The 19,454-nt window shown below is 38.8% G+C and carries 14 protein-coding genes and 1 pseudogene; all 15 read left to right on the top strand.

The genetic code is table 11. The features are described 5' to 3' along the window. Positions 1-139: zinc ribbon domain-containing protein (locus tag JCM12304_RS19165; protein ID WP_157360466.1), on the top strand; the 139-nt coding region annotated here is incomplete at its 5' end. Positions 140-596: 457 nt separating this feature from the next. Continuing rightward, positions 597-1,283 carry a heptaprenylglyceryl phosphate synthase gene (gene pcrB / locus JCM12304_RS15165; protein ID WP_060681343.1) on the top strand — a complete coding sequence of 229 codons (687 nt, stop codon included), beginning with the start codon at positions 597-599 and terminating at the stop codon, positions 1,281-1,283. 20 nt (positions 1,284-1,303) lie between these two features. Then, a pseudogene (gene pcrA, locus JCM12304_RS15160) lies at positions 1,304-3,522 on the top strand (DNA helicase PcrA). Positions 3,523-3,537: 15 nt separating this feature from the next. Next, entirely contained in the window at positions 3,538-5,541 is a 2,004-nt protein-coding gene (gene ligA, locus JCM12304_RS15155; protein WP_060681340.1) for an NAD-dependent DNA ligase LigA, read from the top strand. A 14-nt stretch (positions 5,542-5,555) separates the two neighbouring features. Next, positions 5,556-6,803 (top strand): CamS family sex pheromone protein, encoded by a 1,248-nt coding sequence (locus JCM12304_RS15150; protein ID WP_060681338.1) that lies wholly within the window; start codon positions 5,556-5,558, stop codon positions 6,801-6,803. A 129-nt stretch (positions 6,804-6,932) separates the two neighbouring features. Then, a complete protein-coding gene (gene pruA, locus JCM12304_RS15145; protein WP_060681336.1) occupies positions 6,933-8,480 on the top strand; it encodes an L-glutamate gamma-semialdehyde dehydrogenase in 1,548 nt (515 codons plus the stop codon). A gap of 218 nt (positions 8,481-8,698) precedes the next feature. Continuing rightward, positions 8,699-9,967, top strand: coding sequence for a helix-turn-helix domain-containing protein (locus JCM12304_RS15140; protein ID WP_060681333.1), 1,269 nt, complete (start codon positions 8,699-8,701; stop codon positions 9,965-9,967). 29 nt (positions 9,968-9,996) lie between these two features. Beyond that, entirely contained in the window at positions 9,997-10,140 is a 144-nt protein-coding gene (locus JCM12304_RS19420; protein WP_019378806.1) for a hypothetical protein, read from the top strand. 496 nt (positions 10,141-10,636) lie between these two features. Next, on the top strand, positions 10,637-12,157 hold the full coding sequence (gene putP / locus JCM12304_RS15135; RefSeq protein WP_082388058.1) for a sodium/proline symporter PutP: 1,521 nt from the start codon (positions 10,637-10,639) through the stop codon (positions 12,155-12,157). A gap of 450 nt (positions 12,158-12,607) precedes the next feature. Continuing rightward, the gene (gene gatC / locus JCM12304_RS15130) at positions 12,608-12,898 is read left to right on the top strand and encodes an Asp-tRNA(Asn)/Glu-tRNA(Gln) amidotransferase subunit GatC (RefSeq protein ID WP_040954361.1); all 291 of its coding nucleotides are present in this window, start codon (positions 12,608-12,610) and stop codon (positions 12,896-12,898) included. Positions 12,899-12,911: 13 nt separating this feature from the next. Then, the gene (gatA, locus tag JCM12304_RS15125; RefSeq protein ID WP_060681331.1) at positions 12,912-14,378 is read left to right on the top strand and encodes an Asp-tRNA(Asn)/Glu-tRNA(Gln) amidotransferase subunit GatA; all 1,467 of its coding nucleotides are present in this window, start codon (positions 12,912-12,914) and stop codon (positions 14,376-14,378) included. Continuing rightward, the gene (gene gatB / locus JCM12304_RS15120; protein ID WP_060681329.1) at positions 14,378-15,808 is read left to right on the top strand and encodes an Asp-tRNA(Asn)/Glu-tRNA(Gln) amidotransferase subunit GatB; all 1,431 of its coding nucleotides are present in this window, start codon (positions 14,378-14,380) and stop codon (positions 15,806-15,808) included. Before gatA ends, gatB begins: the two co-directional genes overlap by 1 nt. Positions 15,809-15,963: 155 nt before the next feature. Beyond that, positions 15,964-16,887 (top strand): diacylglycerol kinase, encoded by a 924-nt coding sequence (locus JCM12304_RS15115; protein WP_060681326.1) that lies wholly within the window; start codon positions 15,964-15,966, stop codon positions 16,885-16,887. 121 nt (positions 16,888-17,008) lie between these two features. Continuing rightward, positions 17,009-18,385 carry a 23S rRNA (uracil(1939)-C(5))-methyltransferase RlmD gene (gene rlmD, locus JCM12304_RS15110; protein ID WP_060681324.1) on the top strand — a complete coding sequence of 459 codons (1,377 nt, stop codon included), beginning with the start codon at positions 17,009-17,011 and terminating at the stop codon, positions 18,383-18,385. A 215-nt stretch (positions 18,386-18,600) separates the two neighbouring features. Next, positions 18,601-19,344 carry a hypothetical protein gene (locus JCM12304_RS15105; RefSeq protein ID WP_060681322.1) on the top strand — a complete coding sequence of 248 codons (744 nt, stop codon included), beginning with the start codon at positions 18,601-18,603 and terminating at the stop codon, positions 19,342-19,344. Positions 19,345-19,454: the final 110 nt, after the last annotated feature.

Genomic DNA, 19,454 nt, shown 5'->3' with positions numbered 1-19,454 from the left:
CAAAGACGTTAAAAATCTTGCCTTGCGTGAATGGGAGTGTCCGATGTGCAAAACTCATCACCAAAGAGATATTAACGCAAGTATCAATCTTCGTAACGAAGCATTACGATTAACCGCAGGAACTGCGGGGATAGCCTAATCCAAAACTAACCGTTAGGTTGGTGTTCTTAGGAATCTCCCACTTCAATCACACCGTAAGGTCGATAAGTGGTGGGTAGTTCAACGTTTACTTCTCTAATAACCTCCGCTTTCCCCAAAAAGCATCACTTCTGAAAAAGAGGTGGGAGAGTTGTCGCTCAAGATCGAAATGGATAGAAGAGGAAACTGATTTACCATTACATTTTGTGTAAATGATCCTTCCCTAAAGAATTTTTCCGAAATCTTTCTCCCCTCACCCTCAATAGGCTTCAAAGCGTTTGTTACCGGGAACAATTTTCCCTTTGTAGCATCTAACTCACATTAAAAATTTTTCAACCTAAAAAATCCTGCTCATATCCCTAAATTACCACTGCTTTTTTTGGTATAATAAACGAATGAGCGAACTGACATTTTATAAATAGACGGTAGAATTTAATATAAATTGGAGGATTATCACTTTGTATAACATAAAAGAGTGGAAACATATATTTAAATTAGATCCAGCCAAAGAAATTTCTGACGAGGATTTGGAAGCAATTTGTGAGTCTGGTACCGATGCAGTGATCGTAGGTGGTACAGATGATATCACATTGGACGGCGTACTTGATCTATTATCAAGAGTACGTCGTTATACCGTTCCTTGTATTTTGGAAGTTTCCAATATGGAGGCAATTACACCTGGCTTTGATTATTATTACATCCCGATGGTATTAAACTCAACAGAGAAAAAGTGGATGATGGACATTCAACATCAAGCAATAAAAGAATTTGTTGATATGATGGAATTTAGTGAAGTGCTATTTGAAGGGTATTGTATCTTAAACGAGGATGCAAAGGCATTTAGTCATACGAATAGCTATTTACCAGATGAAAAAGACGTAATTGCTTATGCGTATATGGCTGAAAAAGTCTTCCATTTACCTATTTTTTATATGGAATACAGTGGGAAGTACGGAGATCCGGAGCTTGTTGGAAAGGTAAAGGAACAACTGGAAGATACAATGCTTTTCTATGGTGGTGGAATTGAAAACACATTCCAGGCAAGAGAAATGAAAGAACATGCAGATGTTATTATTGTAGGGAATATTATTTATACAGATATAAAGAAAGCATTAAAAACGGTAAAAGCAATAAAAGATAATTAAAAGGCAAGGGCGGTGTAATAATGAGTCAGACAATGGGTGACTTATTATCTGGATTGAATAAAGAACAGCAGGAAGCAGTAAAACATACAGAAGGACCACTTCTTATTATGGCAGGCGCAGGTAGTGGTAAGACACGTGTGCTAACACATCGAATAGCTTATTTACTAGGTGAGAAGGATGTAGCAGCACGGAACGTCCTTGCAATTACCTTCACAAATAAAGCAGCTAAAGAAATGAAGGAACGAGTGAGAAAGCTGGTAGGTCCGGAAAGTGAATATATGTGGGTTTCGACATTTCACTCCATGTGTGTTCGTATTCTCAGAAGAGATATTGACCGAATCGGTTACAATCAAAATTTCACCATCTTGGACAGCAGTGATCAACTGTCCGTTATTAAACAAGTTCTAAAAAACCTGGATATTGATCCTAAAAAGTTTGACCCGCGGGCTATGCTTGGGCAAATTAGTGCAGCGAAAAATGAATTGATTACCCCAGAGGAATTCAGCAATAAGGTGGGGAATTTTTATGAGCGCCAGGTTTCCCAAGTGTATGAAGGCTATCAAAAAATGCTTACAAAAAATCAATCTTTAGATTTTGATGATCTAATCATGCAAACAATACATCTATTTAACCGAGTACCGGAAGTACTGGAATATTATCAGCGTAGATTTCAATATATCCATGTAGATGAGTATCAGGATACAAACCACGCTCAGTATTCATTGGTTAAGCAGCTTGCTAATCGATATCAGAATCTATGTGTCGTAGGGGATTCGGATCAGTCCATCTATCGTTGGCGTGGAGCAGATATTACGAATATCCTCACTTTTGAAAAAGATTATCCAAGTTCAAGAACTGTATTTTTGGAACAAAATTATCGGTCCACCAAGTCTATTCTGGAAGCAGCGAATAAAGTCATTGCAAATAATCCAGGACGGAAACCGAAAAATCTATGGACAGAGAACCCGGACGGAAAGAATATACACTACTATCAAGGGGCGACAGAACAAGAGGAAGCTCTTTTCGTAACGAATAAAATCCAAGAACTTACCCGAGATGGATTTTCTCCAAGTGATATTGCCATTCTTTATCGGACAAATGCGCAGTCACGAGCGATTGAGGCAACATTTATGAAATCCAATATTGTGTATCAAATGGTAGGCGGGCACAAGTTCTATGAGCGAAAAGAGATTAAGGATTTAACTGCATACCTGCGATTAATTACAAACCCTGATGATGATATTAGTTTTGAACGTGTAGTGAATGTACCAAAACGTGGAATAGGTAAAACATCTATAGAGAAGCTGAGAGAGCATGCGACATTGCATGATATATCCTTTTTTGAAGCCGTAAAAGAAGTCGATTTTACCGGTGTATCCAAAAAAGCAGCAAATGCACTTGCGGAATTTGGTAACCTGATTAAGACACTTTCACAGCAACAGGAATTTTTAACTGCAACGGATATGGTTGAGGCAGTACTGCAACGGACAGGCTATGAAGAGATGCTAAAGAGTGAGCGGACTATTGAAGCACAAAGCCGTCTGGAGAACTTGGAAGAGTTTATGACTGTTACCAAGGAATTTGAAGCATCTGCAGAGGATAAGACGCTCGTTGCCTTCCTGACTGACCTGGCATTGGTCGCTGATATTGATAAGGTGGACGAGGAAGATCCTACAAATGAAGAGAAAATCACCTTAATGACATTGCATGCTGCTAAAGGTTTGGAGTTCCCAGTTGTTTTCCTGATCGGGATGGAGGAGAATGTCTTTCCACATAGCCGCTCCCTTATGGAAGAGGAGGAAATGGAAGAAGAGCGCAGACTTGCTTACGTAGGAATAACGAGAGCAGAACAGCAACTATATCTTACTCATGCTAAAATGCGAACGTTATTTGGTAGAACGAATATGAACCTGTTAGTCGGTTTATAAATGAAATACCAGATGAACTTATTGATGGAATGGAAGAGGCAAATGCTGCCTTGTTTGGTGGCAGTATCTTCGGTCAGCCAAAAGAAAAGCCTGCCCCAGTGAAAAGAAAGGCTCAAAAAATGCAGCAAACAACAGGAGCAGAAAGTAAAACATGGGGACCTGGTGACAAGGCAAACCATAAAAAATGGGGTGTCGGTACTGTCGTTAAAGTTCAAGGGGAAGGAGAAGGAATGGAGCTTGATATAGCATTTCCTGCCCCAACAGGAATCAAACGGGTATTGGCAAAGTTCGCTCCAATTACGAAAGAATAAGGAGGCCCTTCGCACATGGAGGAACAACAAGCGCAAAAACAAATTGAAGCACTACGGGAAATATTAAATCAATATAGCTATGAATATCATGTGTTGGATAAACCATCTGTACCAGATTCAGAATACGACCAGAAGCTTCAGGAGCTTATCAAGCTAGAGGAGGCGCATCCACAGCTAGTTACACCTGACTCCCCAACCCAACGTGTGGGAGGAGACCCTTTGGAAGGCTTTCAAAAGGTAGAGCACCGTATTCCTATGTTGAGCCTTGGCAATGCGTTTAACGAAACGGATCTCCGTGACTTTGCAAGACGCGCAACACAGCACATGGAGGAGCCGGTAACCTTTGTCTGTGAATTAAAAATTGATGGACTTGCTGTATCTTTAACATATGAGAACGGAAAGTTTGTCAGAGGAGCAACACGTGGTGACGGAACGATCGGAGAAGATATAACGAGTAATCTGCGTACAATTCGGAGTATCCCTCTTACGATAAAAGAAAAAGAAACGATTGAGGTTCGTGGGGAAGCATTTATGCCACATAAGTCCTTCCTCGCTTTGAACAAGGCAAAAGAGGAAAATGAGGAGGAGCCATTTGCTAATCCTCGTAATGCTGCGGCAGGATCTTTAAGACAGCTTGATCCTAAAATTGCCGCAAAACGGAATTTGGATATCTTCCTATACGGAGTCGGAGAATGGGCGACAAGTTCCCTTCAAACACATAGTGAGCGGCTGGATAAATTGAAAGAGCTCGGTTTTAAAACAAATCCTGAGTGGCGTCGATGTGAAAGCATAGAGGAAGTGCTTGAATATGTCGACTATTGGACAAATGAGCGACCTAATTTAAATTATGAAATTGATGGAATCGTTATTAAAGTAGATAATCTGGAACAGCAGGAGGAACTTGGGTATACAGCAAAGAGTCCAAGATGGGCTATTGCATACAAATTTCCTGCCGAAGAAGTGATGACAAAGCTTGTCGATATTGAATTAAGTGTAGGGCGTACTGGTGTAGTTACACCGACTGCTTTACTGGAACCGGTAAAGGTTGCCGGTACTACTGTTCAGCGCGCATCCTTGCACAATGAAGATTTAATTCGAGCGAAGGATATTCGCATTGGGGATATGGTAGTAATTAAAAAGGCTGGCGACATCATCCCGGAAGTAGTACGTATTGTGGAAGAGAAAAGAACTGGAGATGAAAAAGAATTTTATATGCCGGAGGCTTGCCCAGCTTGTGGAAGTGAGCTAGTGCGATTGGAAGAAGAAGTAGCACTTCGTTGTATTAATCCTAATTGCCCGGCACAGCTGAAAGAAGGGCTGATCCATTTCGTTTCCCGTAATGCCATGAATATTGATGGCTTGGGAGAAAAGGTAATTATACAGCTTTTCCAGGAAAAACTAATCCATACGATGGCAGACCTTTACCGATTAAAGGAAGAGGATTTACTGCAATTGGAGCGAATGGGTGAGAAATCCGTTTCTAACCTATTGAACGCAATTGAGACATCCAAAAGTAATTCGCTGGAAAGACTGTTATTTGGCTTAGGGATTCGATTTATTGGCGCAAAGGCTGCCAAGACACTTGCAGCAGAATTTGGTACAATGGAAAAGCTTCAGAATACTTCCTTTGAAGATCTCGTTGCTATTGATGAGATTGGGGATAAAATGGCTGATTCCATTGTGCAATATTTTGAAGAGCAAAAGGTTATTGATTTATTGAAGGATCTTCGTTCACTTGGTGTGAATATGGAGTATAAAGGGCCGAAACAAGCAACACAATCAGGAGAAGGTATTTTTGCAGGAAAGACCATTGTACTTACAGGCAAAATGGAGCAATTCACCCGTTCAGAAGCCAAGGAGTTAATTGAAGCACAAGGTGGTACTGTAACAGGCAGTGTCAGTAAAAAAACAGATTTTCTTATTGCTGGGGAAGATGCTGGATCCAAATATGATAAAGCCGAAAAACTCGGAATAACAATTTGGAATGAACAACAGCTGAAAGAAGCAATGGAGGATTAAGGAGTTTTAATAAAATGAAAAAAATAAGCTTGCTTTTATTAAGCAGCCTTTTACTTATAACTAGCTGTGCACAGAATAATACAGAGGAAGAGGTCGTGCAGGAAGATAAACAAGAAGAGCAAACCTCAATTGTCCCAAGCTATCAGCTTTCTGATGAGAATTATAAAATGATCCTTCCATATGAACCAAGTCAAGCACGAGGTGTTATTACAAACCAAGTTGGTAATCGCCTTGATATTGATGAAATGGAAGAAGGTTTGAGGAGACATTCCAAGGAAGTGTTCTCACCGAAGGACTATCTATTTCAAGAAGGTCAATTTTTAGAAAAAGATTTATTGTATGATTGGCTTAGCAGGGATTTAACTAAGAAACAGTTTGATGAAGCTTTAGAAGCAGCGATTGATAAACGCAAAAAAGACAAGCAACCCGTCTCTGACCAATGGCTCGCATATAAAAAAGAAGAACTTCGTCGTGGCCTAAACCCGCCTATAAAAGACATGACCGATGAAATGAAAACTAAAGAGAAAAAAGAATTGCAAGTTAATAGTCCTAAATATGTGACACATGTACTTGAACAAAACTTTTTAAAAAAGAAGGAAGATAAATCAGTGGAAGTCGCTGGCATGTCGATAGGTATTGCTATGAAATCTGTTTATCGGTATCAAACCGAAACAGGAGGAGCTTATTATTACAGAGATATACCTAAGAAGGAAATGCTGGAAAAAGGTAATGAAGTAGCACAAACTATTTTAGAGAGAATCCGTGGTATGGAGGGTGCAAAAAATATCCCAATTATGATCGCCATCTATAGAGAAGAAGACCAATCCTCTCCTGTACCAGGAAATTTTGTAGCTAAGACAGTAGTGGATGCTGGAAAAGAAAAGATTGGGGATTGGGAGTCCATTAAGGAAGAAAATATTCTCTTCCCTTCTGATGAGGGTAAGAAAAAGTATTTTGATGATCACGAAATTGTGACTAGCTTTGGGAACGAAATTGCTAGTTACTTCCCTAATTATGTAGGTGTTATTGGTAAAGGCTTCTATATTAATGAGGAATTGCAAAAGCTAACGCTTGAAATTCCAATTGAGTTTTATGGAAAAGGGGAAGTAATTGGTTTTACTCAATTTGCTTACGGGCTAGTTAAAGAAATGTTTTCGGATTACTATGATTTAGAGGTAAAGGTTACTTCAAGTGACAGAATGGAAAGTGTCATTTACCGAAAAGCTGGCTCGGATAAGCCTACAATACATTTTTTCCATTAATCTAATGCATACATTGAACTTTAAGAATATTTCAGTTAAAATGAAGGATGGGAATGTCCCGTCCTTTTTTTGCTTTCTAATGAAAGCGTAATCATACGGGGTAAAAAGGAATAGGAGAGGGGTTTTTTTATGGTAGTACCTTACAAACATGAACCTTTTACAGACTTTACTTTAGAGGAAAACAGGCAAGAAATGCTGAATGCTTTGAAAAAAGTGGAAGCAGATCTAGGTAAAGAGTATCCACTAATTATTGGCGGCGAGCGGATAACGACAGAAGAAAAAATCGTATCTGTGAATCCTGCAAACAAAGAAGAAGTAATTGGGTATGTATCCAAGGCAAATAAAGATTTAGCTGAAAAAGCCATGCAGGTTGCTGACAGCACTTTTGAAACATGGAGAACTTCCGATCCGAAATTTCGTGCAGATATTTTATTCAGAGCTGCAGCCATTATCCGCCGTAGAAAACATGAATTCAGTGCTCATCTTGTAAAAGAAGGCGGAAAGCCGTGGAAGGAAGCGGATGCAGATACAGCCGAAGCTATCGACTTTTTGGAGTATTATGGCCGCCAGATGCTTGCATTAAAGGATGGAGTAAAAGTGGAAAGCCGTCCGATTGAATATAATCAATATCATTACATACCGCTTGGTGTCGGTGTAGTCATATCTCCGTGGAACTTCTTATTTGCGATCATGGCAGGAACAACTGTTGCAGCAATGGTAACAGGTAATACCGTATTGCTGAAACCAGCCAGTGCTACACCAGTTATCGCATATAAATTAATGGAGGTGCTGGAAGAGGCTGGACTGCCGGCAGGAGTTATTAACTATATACCAGGTCCTGGTGGAGAAGTTGGGGATTATCTCGTTGATCATCCGCGCACCCGTTTTGTAAGCTTTACAGGATCTCGTGAAGTTGGAACTCGGATATTCGAGCGTGCTGCGAAAGTACATGAAGGCCAAAAATGGTTGAAACGTACAATCATTGAAATGGGTGGAAAAGATACAATTGTAGTAGATAATGAAGCTGATCTGGAGCTTGCTGCACAGTCTATCGTGCAATCAGCCTTTGGATTTTCCGGTCAAAAATGCTCCGCATGTTCACGAGCTGTTATTCACGAGGATGTTTATGATCAGGTAAAAGCTCGTGTTGCTGAATTAACAAAAGAATTATCAGCAGGTAATCCACATGATAATTCACATTTCATGGGACCAGTAATTGATCAAGGTGCATACGATAAAATTATGGAGTATGTAGAAATCGGGAAAAAAGAAGGAGAATTGCTTGTTGGTGGAGATGGCGATGATAGTAAGGGATGGTTCATAAATCCTACAGTTTTCGCAGATTTAGATCCCGAAGCTCGAATTATGCAGGAAGAGATATTTGGTCCAGTTGTTGGGTTAACAAAAGCCAAGGATTTCACAGAAGCAATTAAGATTGCTAACAATACGGAATATGGCTTAACAGGCGCTGTTATTACAAATAACCGTGCACACCAAGAACAAGCTCGTCGTGACTTCCACGTAGGAAATCTATACTTTAATCGTGGATGCACAGCAGCAATTGTTGGCTACCAGCCATTTGGCGGATTTAATATGTCTGGAACAGATTCCAAAGCAGGCGGTCCAGATTATTTAATCCATCATATGCAAGGAAAGACCACATCGGAAATGTTTTAATTTTAAAAATAAGACTAAAGTAACAATATTAAAATCAGCTTTCTTGATAATAGATCAAAAGTAGGGGCTGATTTTCCTGTTCGAGGAAAATCGGAAAGTTTTTTGGGTGTTTATAGCAGGTAAATGCTACTAATTTTCCCAATATGAATTATCTGAAAGTATGATATACTATTACTATAAGAAAACATTTCCTTCAAATTGGAAAGAAGGTGGGTATATTGATAGAGTTAGGATCTTATATTAAGCTGCAACGTACAAAACAAGAGATGACACAAGGGGAATTAGCACATGGAATTGTGTCCCTATCCTATTTATCAAAAATTGAAAATCTCAAAACAGAAGCAAGTCCAGAGATCATTCAAGCTCTTTGCACCCGCCTCGGAATCCAAATCGATAATTCACTTGAATCTACCATTCAAGAGAAATGCAAAGAATGGTATGGGATGTTGTTTGAAGTAAACGATAAAGAAGAGATTACTTCAAAGTTTAAAGAAATTCAGAGTTTAATGGATTCAAACTTGACTGAAAGCTTACTGTTATTTGAGATTCATAAAATTAGATACTACCTAATTTTAGGTGAATTTGATAAAGCATTAAATAAAATCAATGAGCTAAATGAGATATCAGGTACCTTTGATAATTTACATCTGTATTATTGGTATAAGTTTAGAGGGAATTATAATTCAGTAACAGCTGAATACAACCCGGCGATGCATATGTATAGACTTGCTGAAGATAAACTTAATCGTATTGAGTTAGAAGGGCAGGAAATAGCTGATACTGAATATGCTATATCTGTTACACACAGTAAATTAAGAAATACTTTGGAAGCAATTGATTATGCCAAAAAGGCATTAGATACTTTCATGAAACATTACAATTTTGTTAGATGTGCTCAGTGTCACAACATCTTAGGTATTTCTTATAGAAGAATAAAAATGTATGATAAAGCAATAAAAAACTTTAATTTAGCTTTACATTTAGGAAAGTTAAATAATAATAAACAGTTAATACAGCTTACAAATCAAAATCTTGGTCATTTATATTCCACTAAAGGAGAGGCTAAAGAAGCAATTAAGTACTTCCAAGAAGTTATCAATGATGAAGAGGTACATCTTGTAGAACGAGTAGCTGCGGTAGCTTCCCTAGTGAGAGAATACTATAATGTATACAATTTTGAAGAAACAAAAAAAGCAATTAAGTATGGATTTGAATTACTAGATCAGTTCAAGAATATTCAACAATATAAAATTTTTGATTATGTTTTACACACATATGATTATCTTTTGAGAGAAGAGCATACTAAATTTGAGAATCTAGTCATAAAAGAATTTATTCCTTTTTTAGAGAAAAATAAAGATTTTGCTAATGTAATCATTTATGCAGATTTGTTAGCAAAGCATTTCGAAAAGCAGTATAAATACAAGGATGCAACAAAATATTATAAAGTGGCTAATTTTGCCTATGAGCAAATTACAAATATTTAGAGTTTACTTTGATAAAGGGGGGATATGAGATGAAAAGATTTATAGCAGGTTTATCATTGGGTGCATTATTAGTAACAGGCTTTGCATTTGCCCAACAAAATGATCCAGTAGATTTGTCCATGGATAGAGAGCCTAGTGTACTTTCAATCAAACAACCTACAGTATTTTTTTAAGATGATTTAAGAATTAGTTAATATTTGTTTTTACCCTATTATTATATGATATATACTTGCCTGAAATAGCGTGGAACCTATTTCAGGATTTTTTTGTTTTTCAGAAAAAAATATAAAAAATTTTTAGGCTCATAAATTCAGAGTATTTACGAGGTAACGAGATTATACGCTACAATTTAATACGTACGTTTATCCATTTTTCTCTTAAGACGTTATATGATAGTTAAATCGTTTATTTCGAATCTCAGCCAAGTTGCTTCCACTATAATACACCTGGAAATTTGCGTCTCTGTTCTTACTTCGGTTGAAATATTTTTCTGGATGTGAAACCATAGTCTTTGTGCTATTAAGCAGATAAACAGAGAAAAACAGCGAAAGGAGAAGCAAATTGGAATACGCAATTAGAGGAGCAACATGGTTTTGGCTATTCGTACCAATGCCAATCGTACTTTTATTATCTATCATTACACTATTTACGGAGAGGAGAAAATAAAGCGTGGGTCTCACAACCTTGATTACTTTTATTGTTTATTTAATTGGAATGCTTGTCATTGGTGTCATCATGTACCGCATGACAAATAATTTATCTGACTACGTGCTTGGTGGGCGAAATCTGGGCCCTGGGGTAGCGGCACTGAGTGCAGGCGCGTCTGACATGAGCGGGTGGCTATTGCTTGGTCTGCCAGGTGCAATTTATGCTTCAGGAATGTCGGAAGCCTGGATGGCAATCGGACTTGCTACAGGTGCATATTTAAATTGGCAGTTCGTCGCCAAACGATTACGCATTTATACTGAAGTATCAAATAATGCAATTACCATTCCAGATTTTCTGGAGAACCGCTTTAAAGACAAATCGCATATTCTACGTGTCATTTCTGCTTTAGTAATTTTACTGTTCTTCACTTTTTATACTTCATCGGGAATGGTTGCCGGAGCAAAACTGTTTGAAGCTTCGTTTGGATTATCCTATCAATCTGCGCTTTGGATTGGAACCATCGTGGTAGTTTCCTATACATTGTTAGGAGGATTTTTGGCAGTAGCCTGGACCGATTTTATTCAAGGAATACTAATGTTCTTAGCATTGATTGCTGTACCAATTGTAGCCTTAAATGAAATGGGAGGCTGGTCAGCGGCAGTACAGGCTGTTGGTGAAATAGAACCAAGTCATTTGAATATGGTCAAAGGAGTAGGAATCTTGGCGATTATTTCCTCCTTGGCGTGGGGACTGGGCTATTTTGGCCAACCACATATTATTGTGCGTTTTATGGCATTAAGATCGGCTAAAGATGTGCCAAAAGCAAAATTCATTGGTACTGCTTGGATGATTTTAGGGCTATATGGGGCTATCTTTACAGGCTTTATCGGGCTTGCCTTTATTAGTACCCAGGAAGTGCCCATTCTTGGAAAGTTTGGAATTGATGTAGTAAACGAGGGTGGCCTGCAAATGCTGGCAGATCCGGAGAAAATCTTTATCGCTTTTTCGCAAATTCTATTTCATCCGGTAATTGCAGGAATATTGCTTGCAGCTATTTTATCAGCCATTATGAGTACGATTGACTCTCAATTACTAGTATCCTCATCTGCGGTTGCAGAGGATTTCTATAAGGCTATTTTCCGCAAGAAGGCTTCTGGAAAAGAATTAGTATGGGTTGGACGAATCGCTACGTTAGGTATTGCATTGATTGCCGCAATTATTGCAATGAACCCGGAAAGCTCTGTGCTTGAGCTCGTCAGTTACGCTTGGGCAGGCTTTGGGGCGGCGTTTGGGCCAATCATTCTCTTATCCTTATTTTGGAGAGGAATCACTCGTAATGGAGCGCTGGCAGGGATTATTGTTGGTGCTGGTACGGTGATTATATGGGGTGAATTCTTATCAGGTGGAATTTTTGATTTATATGAAATTGTTCCAGGGTTCCTGTTGAACCTTCTTGTTACTATCCTCATCAGTATGTTTGGTAAGCCAGCACCGGAAATAGAAGCAGAGTTTACCGAAACGTTGACAAAATTAAAAGAATAAGCATAAGAAATGGTCTACTTCTTCAGGAAGTGGGCCATTTTTTTAGAAGTTAAAGAATAAAATTTTTGATTCTATTAAGTTCTTTTGCATGAACGGTTGCGTCCAGCTCCAGCGCCTACCCCCTCGAGGTCTTAAGCAATAACTCTACATGGCAAAGACCTCCATTAGGATTTCTTGCTTAAGCTTGTCGGGGGCCTGCAGGAGGTAGGTCAGACAGGCGTTGCACCAAACGGTCTTCGATGGGACGAGTAATCGCAGTCCCAGGACGGGGCGGTTTTAGCCTGTCTTCCTTACTTGCAAGGCGCTTGCGCTTTTGTTGGAGTGATCTTTCATCTCTGTCTTATTTGCTTAATAGCAGTCAATTCTGCTATCATCTATAGTGTTATAATAGTATAATTAGACATTAATAACTAAAATAAACCAAGATAGATAAAGACTGGAGGGTAATAAATGGCTGATATCACCAAAGAACAGGTTAAACATGTTGCGAATTTGGCAAGACTTGCAATTACAGAAGAAGAAGCAGAAATGTTTCAGGGACAATTGAATTCCATTATTTCCTTTGCGGAGCAATTAAATGAATTGGATACAGAAGGTGTAGAACCAACTACACACGTATTAGATTTAAAGAACGTATTACGCAAGGATGAGCCGAAGGAATGGATTACACAAGAGGAAGCACTGAAAAATGCTCCTGATAAAAAAGATGGACATTATCGCGTGCCATCCATTTTAGAATAGGGAGGGAAAATAGATGTCATTATTTGATTACACGATAAAAGAATTGGAAGAAAAAATACATAATAAAGAAGTTACGGTCGAGGACCTCGTAGACACTTCTTATAAACGTATTAAAGAAGTGGATGGACAGGTTCATGCTTTCTTAACATTAAATGAAGAAAGTGCTAGAGAAGAAGCAAAGAAATTAGATGCTGCAGCTGATCAAACTGCAAGTCTTTTCGGTATGCCGGCAGGGATTAAGGATAATATTGTAACGAAAGCGTTGCGCACAACCTGTGCCAGCCAATTCTTAGATAACTTTGATGATCCATTATATAATGCAACGGTTGTTGATAAGCTGGCAAGCCAACAAGCAGTTACAATTGGGAAATTGAACATGGATGAGTTTGCTATGGGTTCATCTAATGAAAATTCAAGCTATACACCAACACGTAATCCATGGAATACCGATTATGTTCCAGGGGGGTCCAGTGGTGGCTCTGCAGCTTCTGTAGCGGCAGGAGAAGTGTTATTCTCCCTAGGTTCTGATACTGGTGGATCGATTCGTCAGCCTGCAGCATTCTGTGGTGTGGTTGGCTTGAAGCCGACATATGGCCGTGTATCTCGTTTTGGTCTTGTAGCATTTGCATCCTCCTTGGATCAAATTGGACCGATCACCCGTAATGTGGAAGATAATGCCCGCGTGCTAGAAGTAATCGCTGGAATCGACCCGATGGATTCTACTAGTGCCAATGTAGATGTACCAAAGTATACAGAAGCACTAACAGGAGATGTCAAAGGATTAAAGATCGCAGTACCAAAGGAATATCTTGCTGAAGGTGTTGCGCCTGAGGTGAAGGAATCTGTACTTCAAGCATTGAAAGTATATGAATCACTTGGTGCCACATGGGAAGAGGTTTCCTTACCACATTCTAAATATGCGGTAGCAACCTACTATCTGCTTTCATCATCTGAGGCATCAGCAAACCTTGCTCGTTTTGATGGGGTAAGATACGGCGTGCGCAGTGAAAATGCAGATAATATGATTGATATGTTCAAAAAATCCCGTAGTGAAGGCTTTGGTGAAGAAGTGAAGCGTCGTATTATGCTTGGAACCTTTGCATTAAGCTCGGGCTACTATGATGCTTACTATAAAAAAGCACAAAAAGTTCGTACATTAATCAAAAATGACTTTGATAAGATTTTCGAAGACTATGATGTAGTTATCGGACCAACAACACCAACTCCGGCATTTAAGGTAGGAGAGAAAATAGATGATCCGCTAACCATGTATGCGAATGACATCCTTACTATTCCGGTTAACCTTGCAGGCGTACCAGGAATTTCTTTACCATGTGGTTTCTCTGAAGAAGGCTTACCATTCGGATTGCAAATTATCGGAAAGCATTTTGATGAGAGTACGGTTTATCGTGCAGCACACGCCTATGAACAGGCAACAGACCACCATAAAAAACGACCTCAACTAGGAGGTGCCAACTAATGAATTTCGAAACAATTATCGGATTAGAAGTGCACGTGGAATTAAAAACAAACTCAAAAATTTTCAGTCCTAGTGTGAACGCGTTTGGAACGGACGCAAACACGAATGTAAACCCAATCGATTTAGGATATCCCGGGACGTTACCGGTGCTAAATGAAGAAGCGGTTAATTTTGCAATGAAGGCTGCTATGGCATTAAATTGTGAAATAGCAACAGATACTAAATTTGACCGTAAGAACTATTTTTATCCGGACAATCCAAAGGCATATCAAATTTCTCAGTTTGATAAACCAATTGGTGAGAATGGCTGGATTGAAATCGAAGTAAATGGGGAAAAGAAGCGAATCGGAATTACTCGTCTTCACTTAGAGGAAGATGCAGGGAAGCTGACTCATGGAAATGATGGTTACTCATTAGTGGATTTTAACCGTCAGGGAACTCCACTCATTGAAATTGTTTCCGAGCCGGATATGCGTTCACCGGAAGAGGCCTATGCTTATCTTGAAAAATTGAAAAATATTATCCAATATACAGGCGTGTCCGATGTAAAGATGGAAGAAGGCTCCCTTCGTTGTGATGCCAATATCTCTTTACGCCCAGTTGGACAGGAAGAGTTTGGTACAAAAGCAGAATTGAAGAACTTGAACAGCTTTAGCTTTGTACAAAAAGGCCTTGAATTTGAAGAAAAGCGCCAAGAGAAAGTTCTTTTGACTGGTGGGGAGATTTTACAGGAAACCCGCCGTTATGATGAAAAGACAAAAGAAACTATACTTATGCGTATTAAGGAAGGGTCAGACGATTACCGTTACTTCCCTGAACCGGATCTGGTTCCATTATATATTGATGATGCTTGGAAGGAACGTATTCGTAAGGAAATCCCTGAGCTTCCTGATGCTCGCAAAAAGCGCTATATTGAAGAGCTGGGGTTACCTGCATATGACGCGGCAGTTCTAACAAGCTCGAAGGAAATGGCTGACTTCTTTGAAGCTGCATTACAAGATGGTGCGGATATGAAGCAAGTATCGAACTGGTTAATGGGCGAAGTATCTGCTTATATGAACAAACATTATAAAGAACTGCATGACCTTGCTATAACTCCAAAAGCTCTTGCAAAAATGATTAAGCTAATAGAGGATGGTACAATCTCATCTAAAATTGCTAAAAAGGTATTTGCAGAGTTAGTAGAAAATGGCGGAGATCCAGAGCAGATCGTGAAGGACAAAGGTCTTGTACAGATTTCCGATGAAGGTCAACTAAGAGAAATTATTGCTCAAGTTCTTGCTGAAAATGAACAGTCCATAATTGATTATAAAAATGGAAAAGATAAAGCACAAAAGTACTTAGTAGGACAAGTAATGAAAGCAACCAAAGGACAGGCAAACCCTCCAATGGTGAATAAGATTCTTGTGGAAGAGCTTGATAAGAAGTAAGAGAAATGTGGCGGTCTGTTGTTCTGTTTTTGGCAACAGACTGTTCTTTTAGTCCTTACCCCTTTTCAAATTCAATGAAAAGGGCTATGATAAGCAATGGACAAACAAACATATCATTTGCCCTTGCAAAATTGAAGGAATGGGGAGGGAAAACAATGAAGAAGGCCCGAATCATTTATAACCCGACATCTGGACGGGAAGCTTTTAAAAAAGAACTAGCGACCGTTTTAGAGCGTTTTGAAGTCGCAGGATATGAAACATCTGCACACGCAACTACTTGTGAAGGTGATGCCATCCATGCAGCAAGAATAGCTGTAGAGAGAGGCTTTGATTTAGTTGTTGCAGCTGGTGGAGATGGTACGATTAATGAAGTCATTAATGGCTTGGCAGAGCAGGACAACAGGCCGAAATTGGGTATTATACCAGTCGGCACAACAAACGACTTTGCTAGAGCATTAAGTATCCCTCGTGATATAAAAAAAGCGGTTGATGTAATTTTAGAAGATCAATCCATGTTTTTAGATATAGGAAGAGTAAACGATCACTATTTTATGAATATCGCAGGTGGCGGTAAGCTGACAGAATTGACCTATGAGGTACCAAGTAAGCTTAAGACAATGCTTGGACAGTTGGCTTATTATATGAAGGGAATGGAGATGCTTCCTTCGTTAAAGCCAATCCGCGCCAAGATAGAATATGATGACAACATTATTGATGAAGATATTATGCTATTTTTAGTCTCCAACACGAATTCAGTTGGAGGATTTGAGAAGCTTGCTCCAGAAGCGAATATGCATGATGGCTATTTTGACTTGTTGATTTTACGTAAAACCAATCTTGCAGAATTTATTCGCATTGCTTCTTTGGCATTAAGGGGAGCGCATTTGGAAGATAAAAATGTAATTTATGCAAAAGCCAAAAAAATAAAAGTAACCACAGATGAAAAGATGCAGTTAAATATTGATGGAGAATTCGGCGGACTGCTTCCAGGTGAATTTATTAATTTACAGGAGCATATCGAATTTTTCGTACCGAAAGCATTTATGGAAAAAGAAATGGACAGGGAGCTTCCGTCATAGGGAGTTCTTTTTTTCGTTTCAAATCAGAACCCGCCTCCCTTATAAAAATGTATGAAAATGATTTTACCAAACAAAATATGATAAGATAGCATCACATACTAGCACGCAAAGGAAGATATAAATGGGAAAACAAGCAGCACCGGTTAAAAAGAATGAAACAGTGACAATAAGCTTTGAAGACCTTACACATGAAGGAAATGGTGTAGGCAAAATTGGCGGTTATCCATTATTTGTACCTCATGGTCTTCCTGGTGAAGAAGCAGAAGTTAAGGTAGTAAAAGTTAATGAAAATTTCGGATTCGGGAAGCTATTAAAAGTGATAAAATCGAGTCCACAGCGTGTTGAACCACCTTGCGATGTATATTACAAATGTGGTGGCTGTCAATTACAGCATATGAGCTATGCCATGCAGCTGGAAATGAAGCAGAACCAAGTAAAGAATGTCATGCGGAAGATTGCACATTTGGATCACGTACCAGTGCATTCGACTATAGGGATGGAGGACCCGTGGCGTTATCGTAATAAAATTTCCATTCCTGTTGGTGAACGCGATGGAGAGCTAATTACAGGCTTTTACCAGAAACGAAGCCACCATATTATTGAGGATATGGATACATGTGTCATTCAGGATGAAGTGAATGATCGGATGGTAGAGGCTGTTCGCCGTATTGCAGATCGCCTTGGAATCCGGTCATATGACGAAAAGAAAGACCGTGGAGTGTTAAGGCATATCATGGTACGTACAGGGAGAGCAACCAATGATACGATGATTGTACTCGTTACCAGAACGGACAAGCTGCCACATCAGGAGCAGTTAATTAAGGAATTAACGGAAACCTATCCACATGTGAAATCCATCGTGCATAACATTAATAATAAGCAAACAAACGTAATTTTAGGAAGAAAAACGAAAGTAATCTGGGGAGAAGAATATATTTACGACACGATCGGAGATATCCGTTTTGCCATCTCTGCAAAGTCGTTTTATCAGGTCAATCCTCCACAGACGAAGAAACTCTATGATAAAGCCCTGGAATATGCTGAAATTGAACCTAATGACATTGTAATTGATGCATACTGCGGTATTGGAACGATTTCTTTGTTCTTAGCACAGAAAGCCAAAAAGGTATATGGTGTGGAAGTTGTTCCAGAAGCAATCAGTGATGCTAAAATGAATGCGAAACTGAATGGGATAACCAATGCAGAATTCGTGGTAGGAGAAGCAGAAAAAGTAATGCCATGGTGGAAGGCACAAGGATTGCGGCCAGACGTAATTGTGGTAGATCCCCCACGAAAAGGCTGTGAAGTAGATTTTCTGCAGGCAATGATCGACATGAAGCCAAAGAAAATTGTTTACGTATCATGCAATCCATCTACATTGGCAAGAGATCTCAAAATCCTGGATGAAGGCGGGTATGAAACGAAAGAAGTTCAGCCTGTCGATATGTTTCCGCAGACGAATCATGTGGAGTGTGTAGTGAGGTTGGAGTTGAAATAGATGTGAAAAGTCTAGTCCATATTGGGGCTAGGCTCTTTTATCAGGGGTGAATATAAAGCTAACTAATGAATATGTTTCGACAAGAACTGACATAACTCGAGTAGTGACAGGCACCATAATAAAAGATGCGGTGTTTTGCTTGAGGCTAACAGATATCATTTTATTTAGGGTATATTCAAAAAACAAATAATGATTTGTGCAGGAGACAACCAAATATGAAACTATTAGAATGGAATATACATAAGATGACAAATAATATTCTCGTTAAGCCATTTGTATATAATAGAATATTAGAACAACAGGCAGACATAATTTGTTTGGTTGAATATATTGATGATATTGGAATAAAGAAGGCATTAAGTGAAAAATATTGGATAAGTGAGAGTATTGTTCTCTCTGGTAATCAAATACTTATTGCTATAAGTAAGAAGATAGCCCCTAATGGAATAGAATTAATAAGAGCTACCGAAGAGGTTTCGTGTTACAATTTTTTACATATTAGTTACACTAATAGTTGTAATGAGAAGTTTTCCATTATTGGAGTTAGAATGTTATCGCCTATTAATGCATCTCCACAAACTAAACCATTGAATAAATATTTGTCGCAGTTAAAAGAGTCCTTTATTTGTACGGGGGACTTCAATATAAAGAAAAATCGTATGAGTCACTGGTTTCCAAAATATAATATAGGAAACTTAAAGTATAATTCACAAGAAATTGACAATTCAAGTATTGTATACGTAGAAAAGAATACCCAGGTTATTAATGGTTTTGGGGATGTTGACCATGTATTAGGAAGTGATGATTTGCAAATTACATCAGAATATAAGTGGGATTTTATTGAGGATGATGAGCAGTATCCACAAAAAAGTAATATAAGAATTGGTGAAGTGTGGGATATTAAACCAGTATATCCAGACCATGCGATGATGATTGCGGAGATTGATATTGTTTACTAGCGATTATAGATATGCTCAGTATTAAATTCCAATTTGTCAATGAAACTATAAGCATAATCTGAAGTTGAAGTTAAGACGCATCTTCCTTTTATAAGATTATAGTGGATATG

Source organism: Virgibacillus halodenitrificans JCM 12304 (assembly GCF_001310895.1).
GTDB lineage: Bacteria > Bacillota > Bacilli > Bacillales > Amphibacillaceae > Virgibacillus_Q > Virgibacillus_Q halodenitrificans.
Note: the sequence above shows the minus strand (reverse complement) of the source record. Positions and strands in the feature narration are given on the sequence as shown.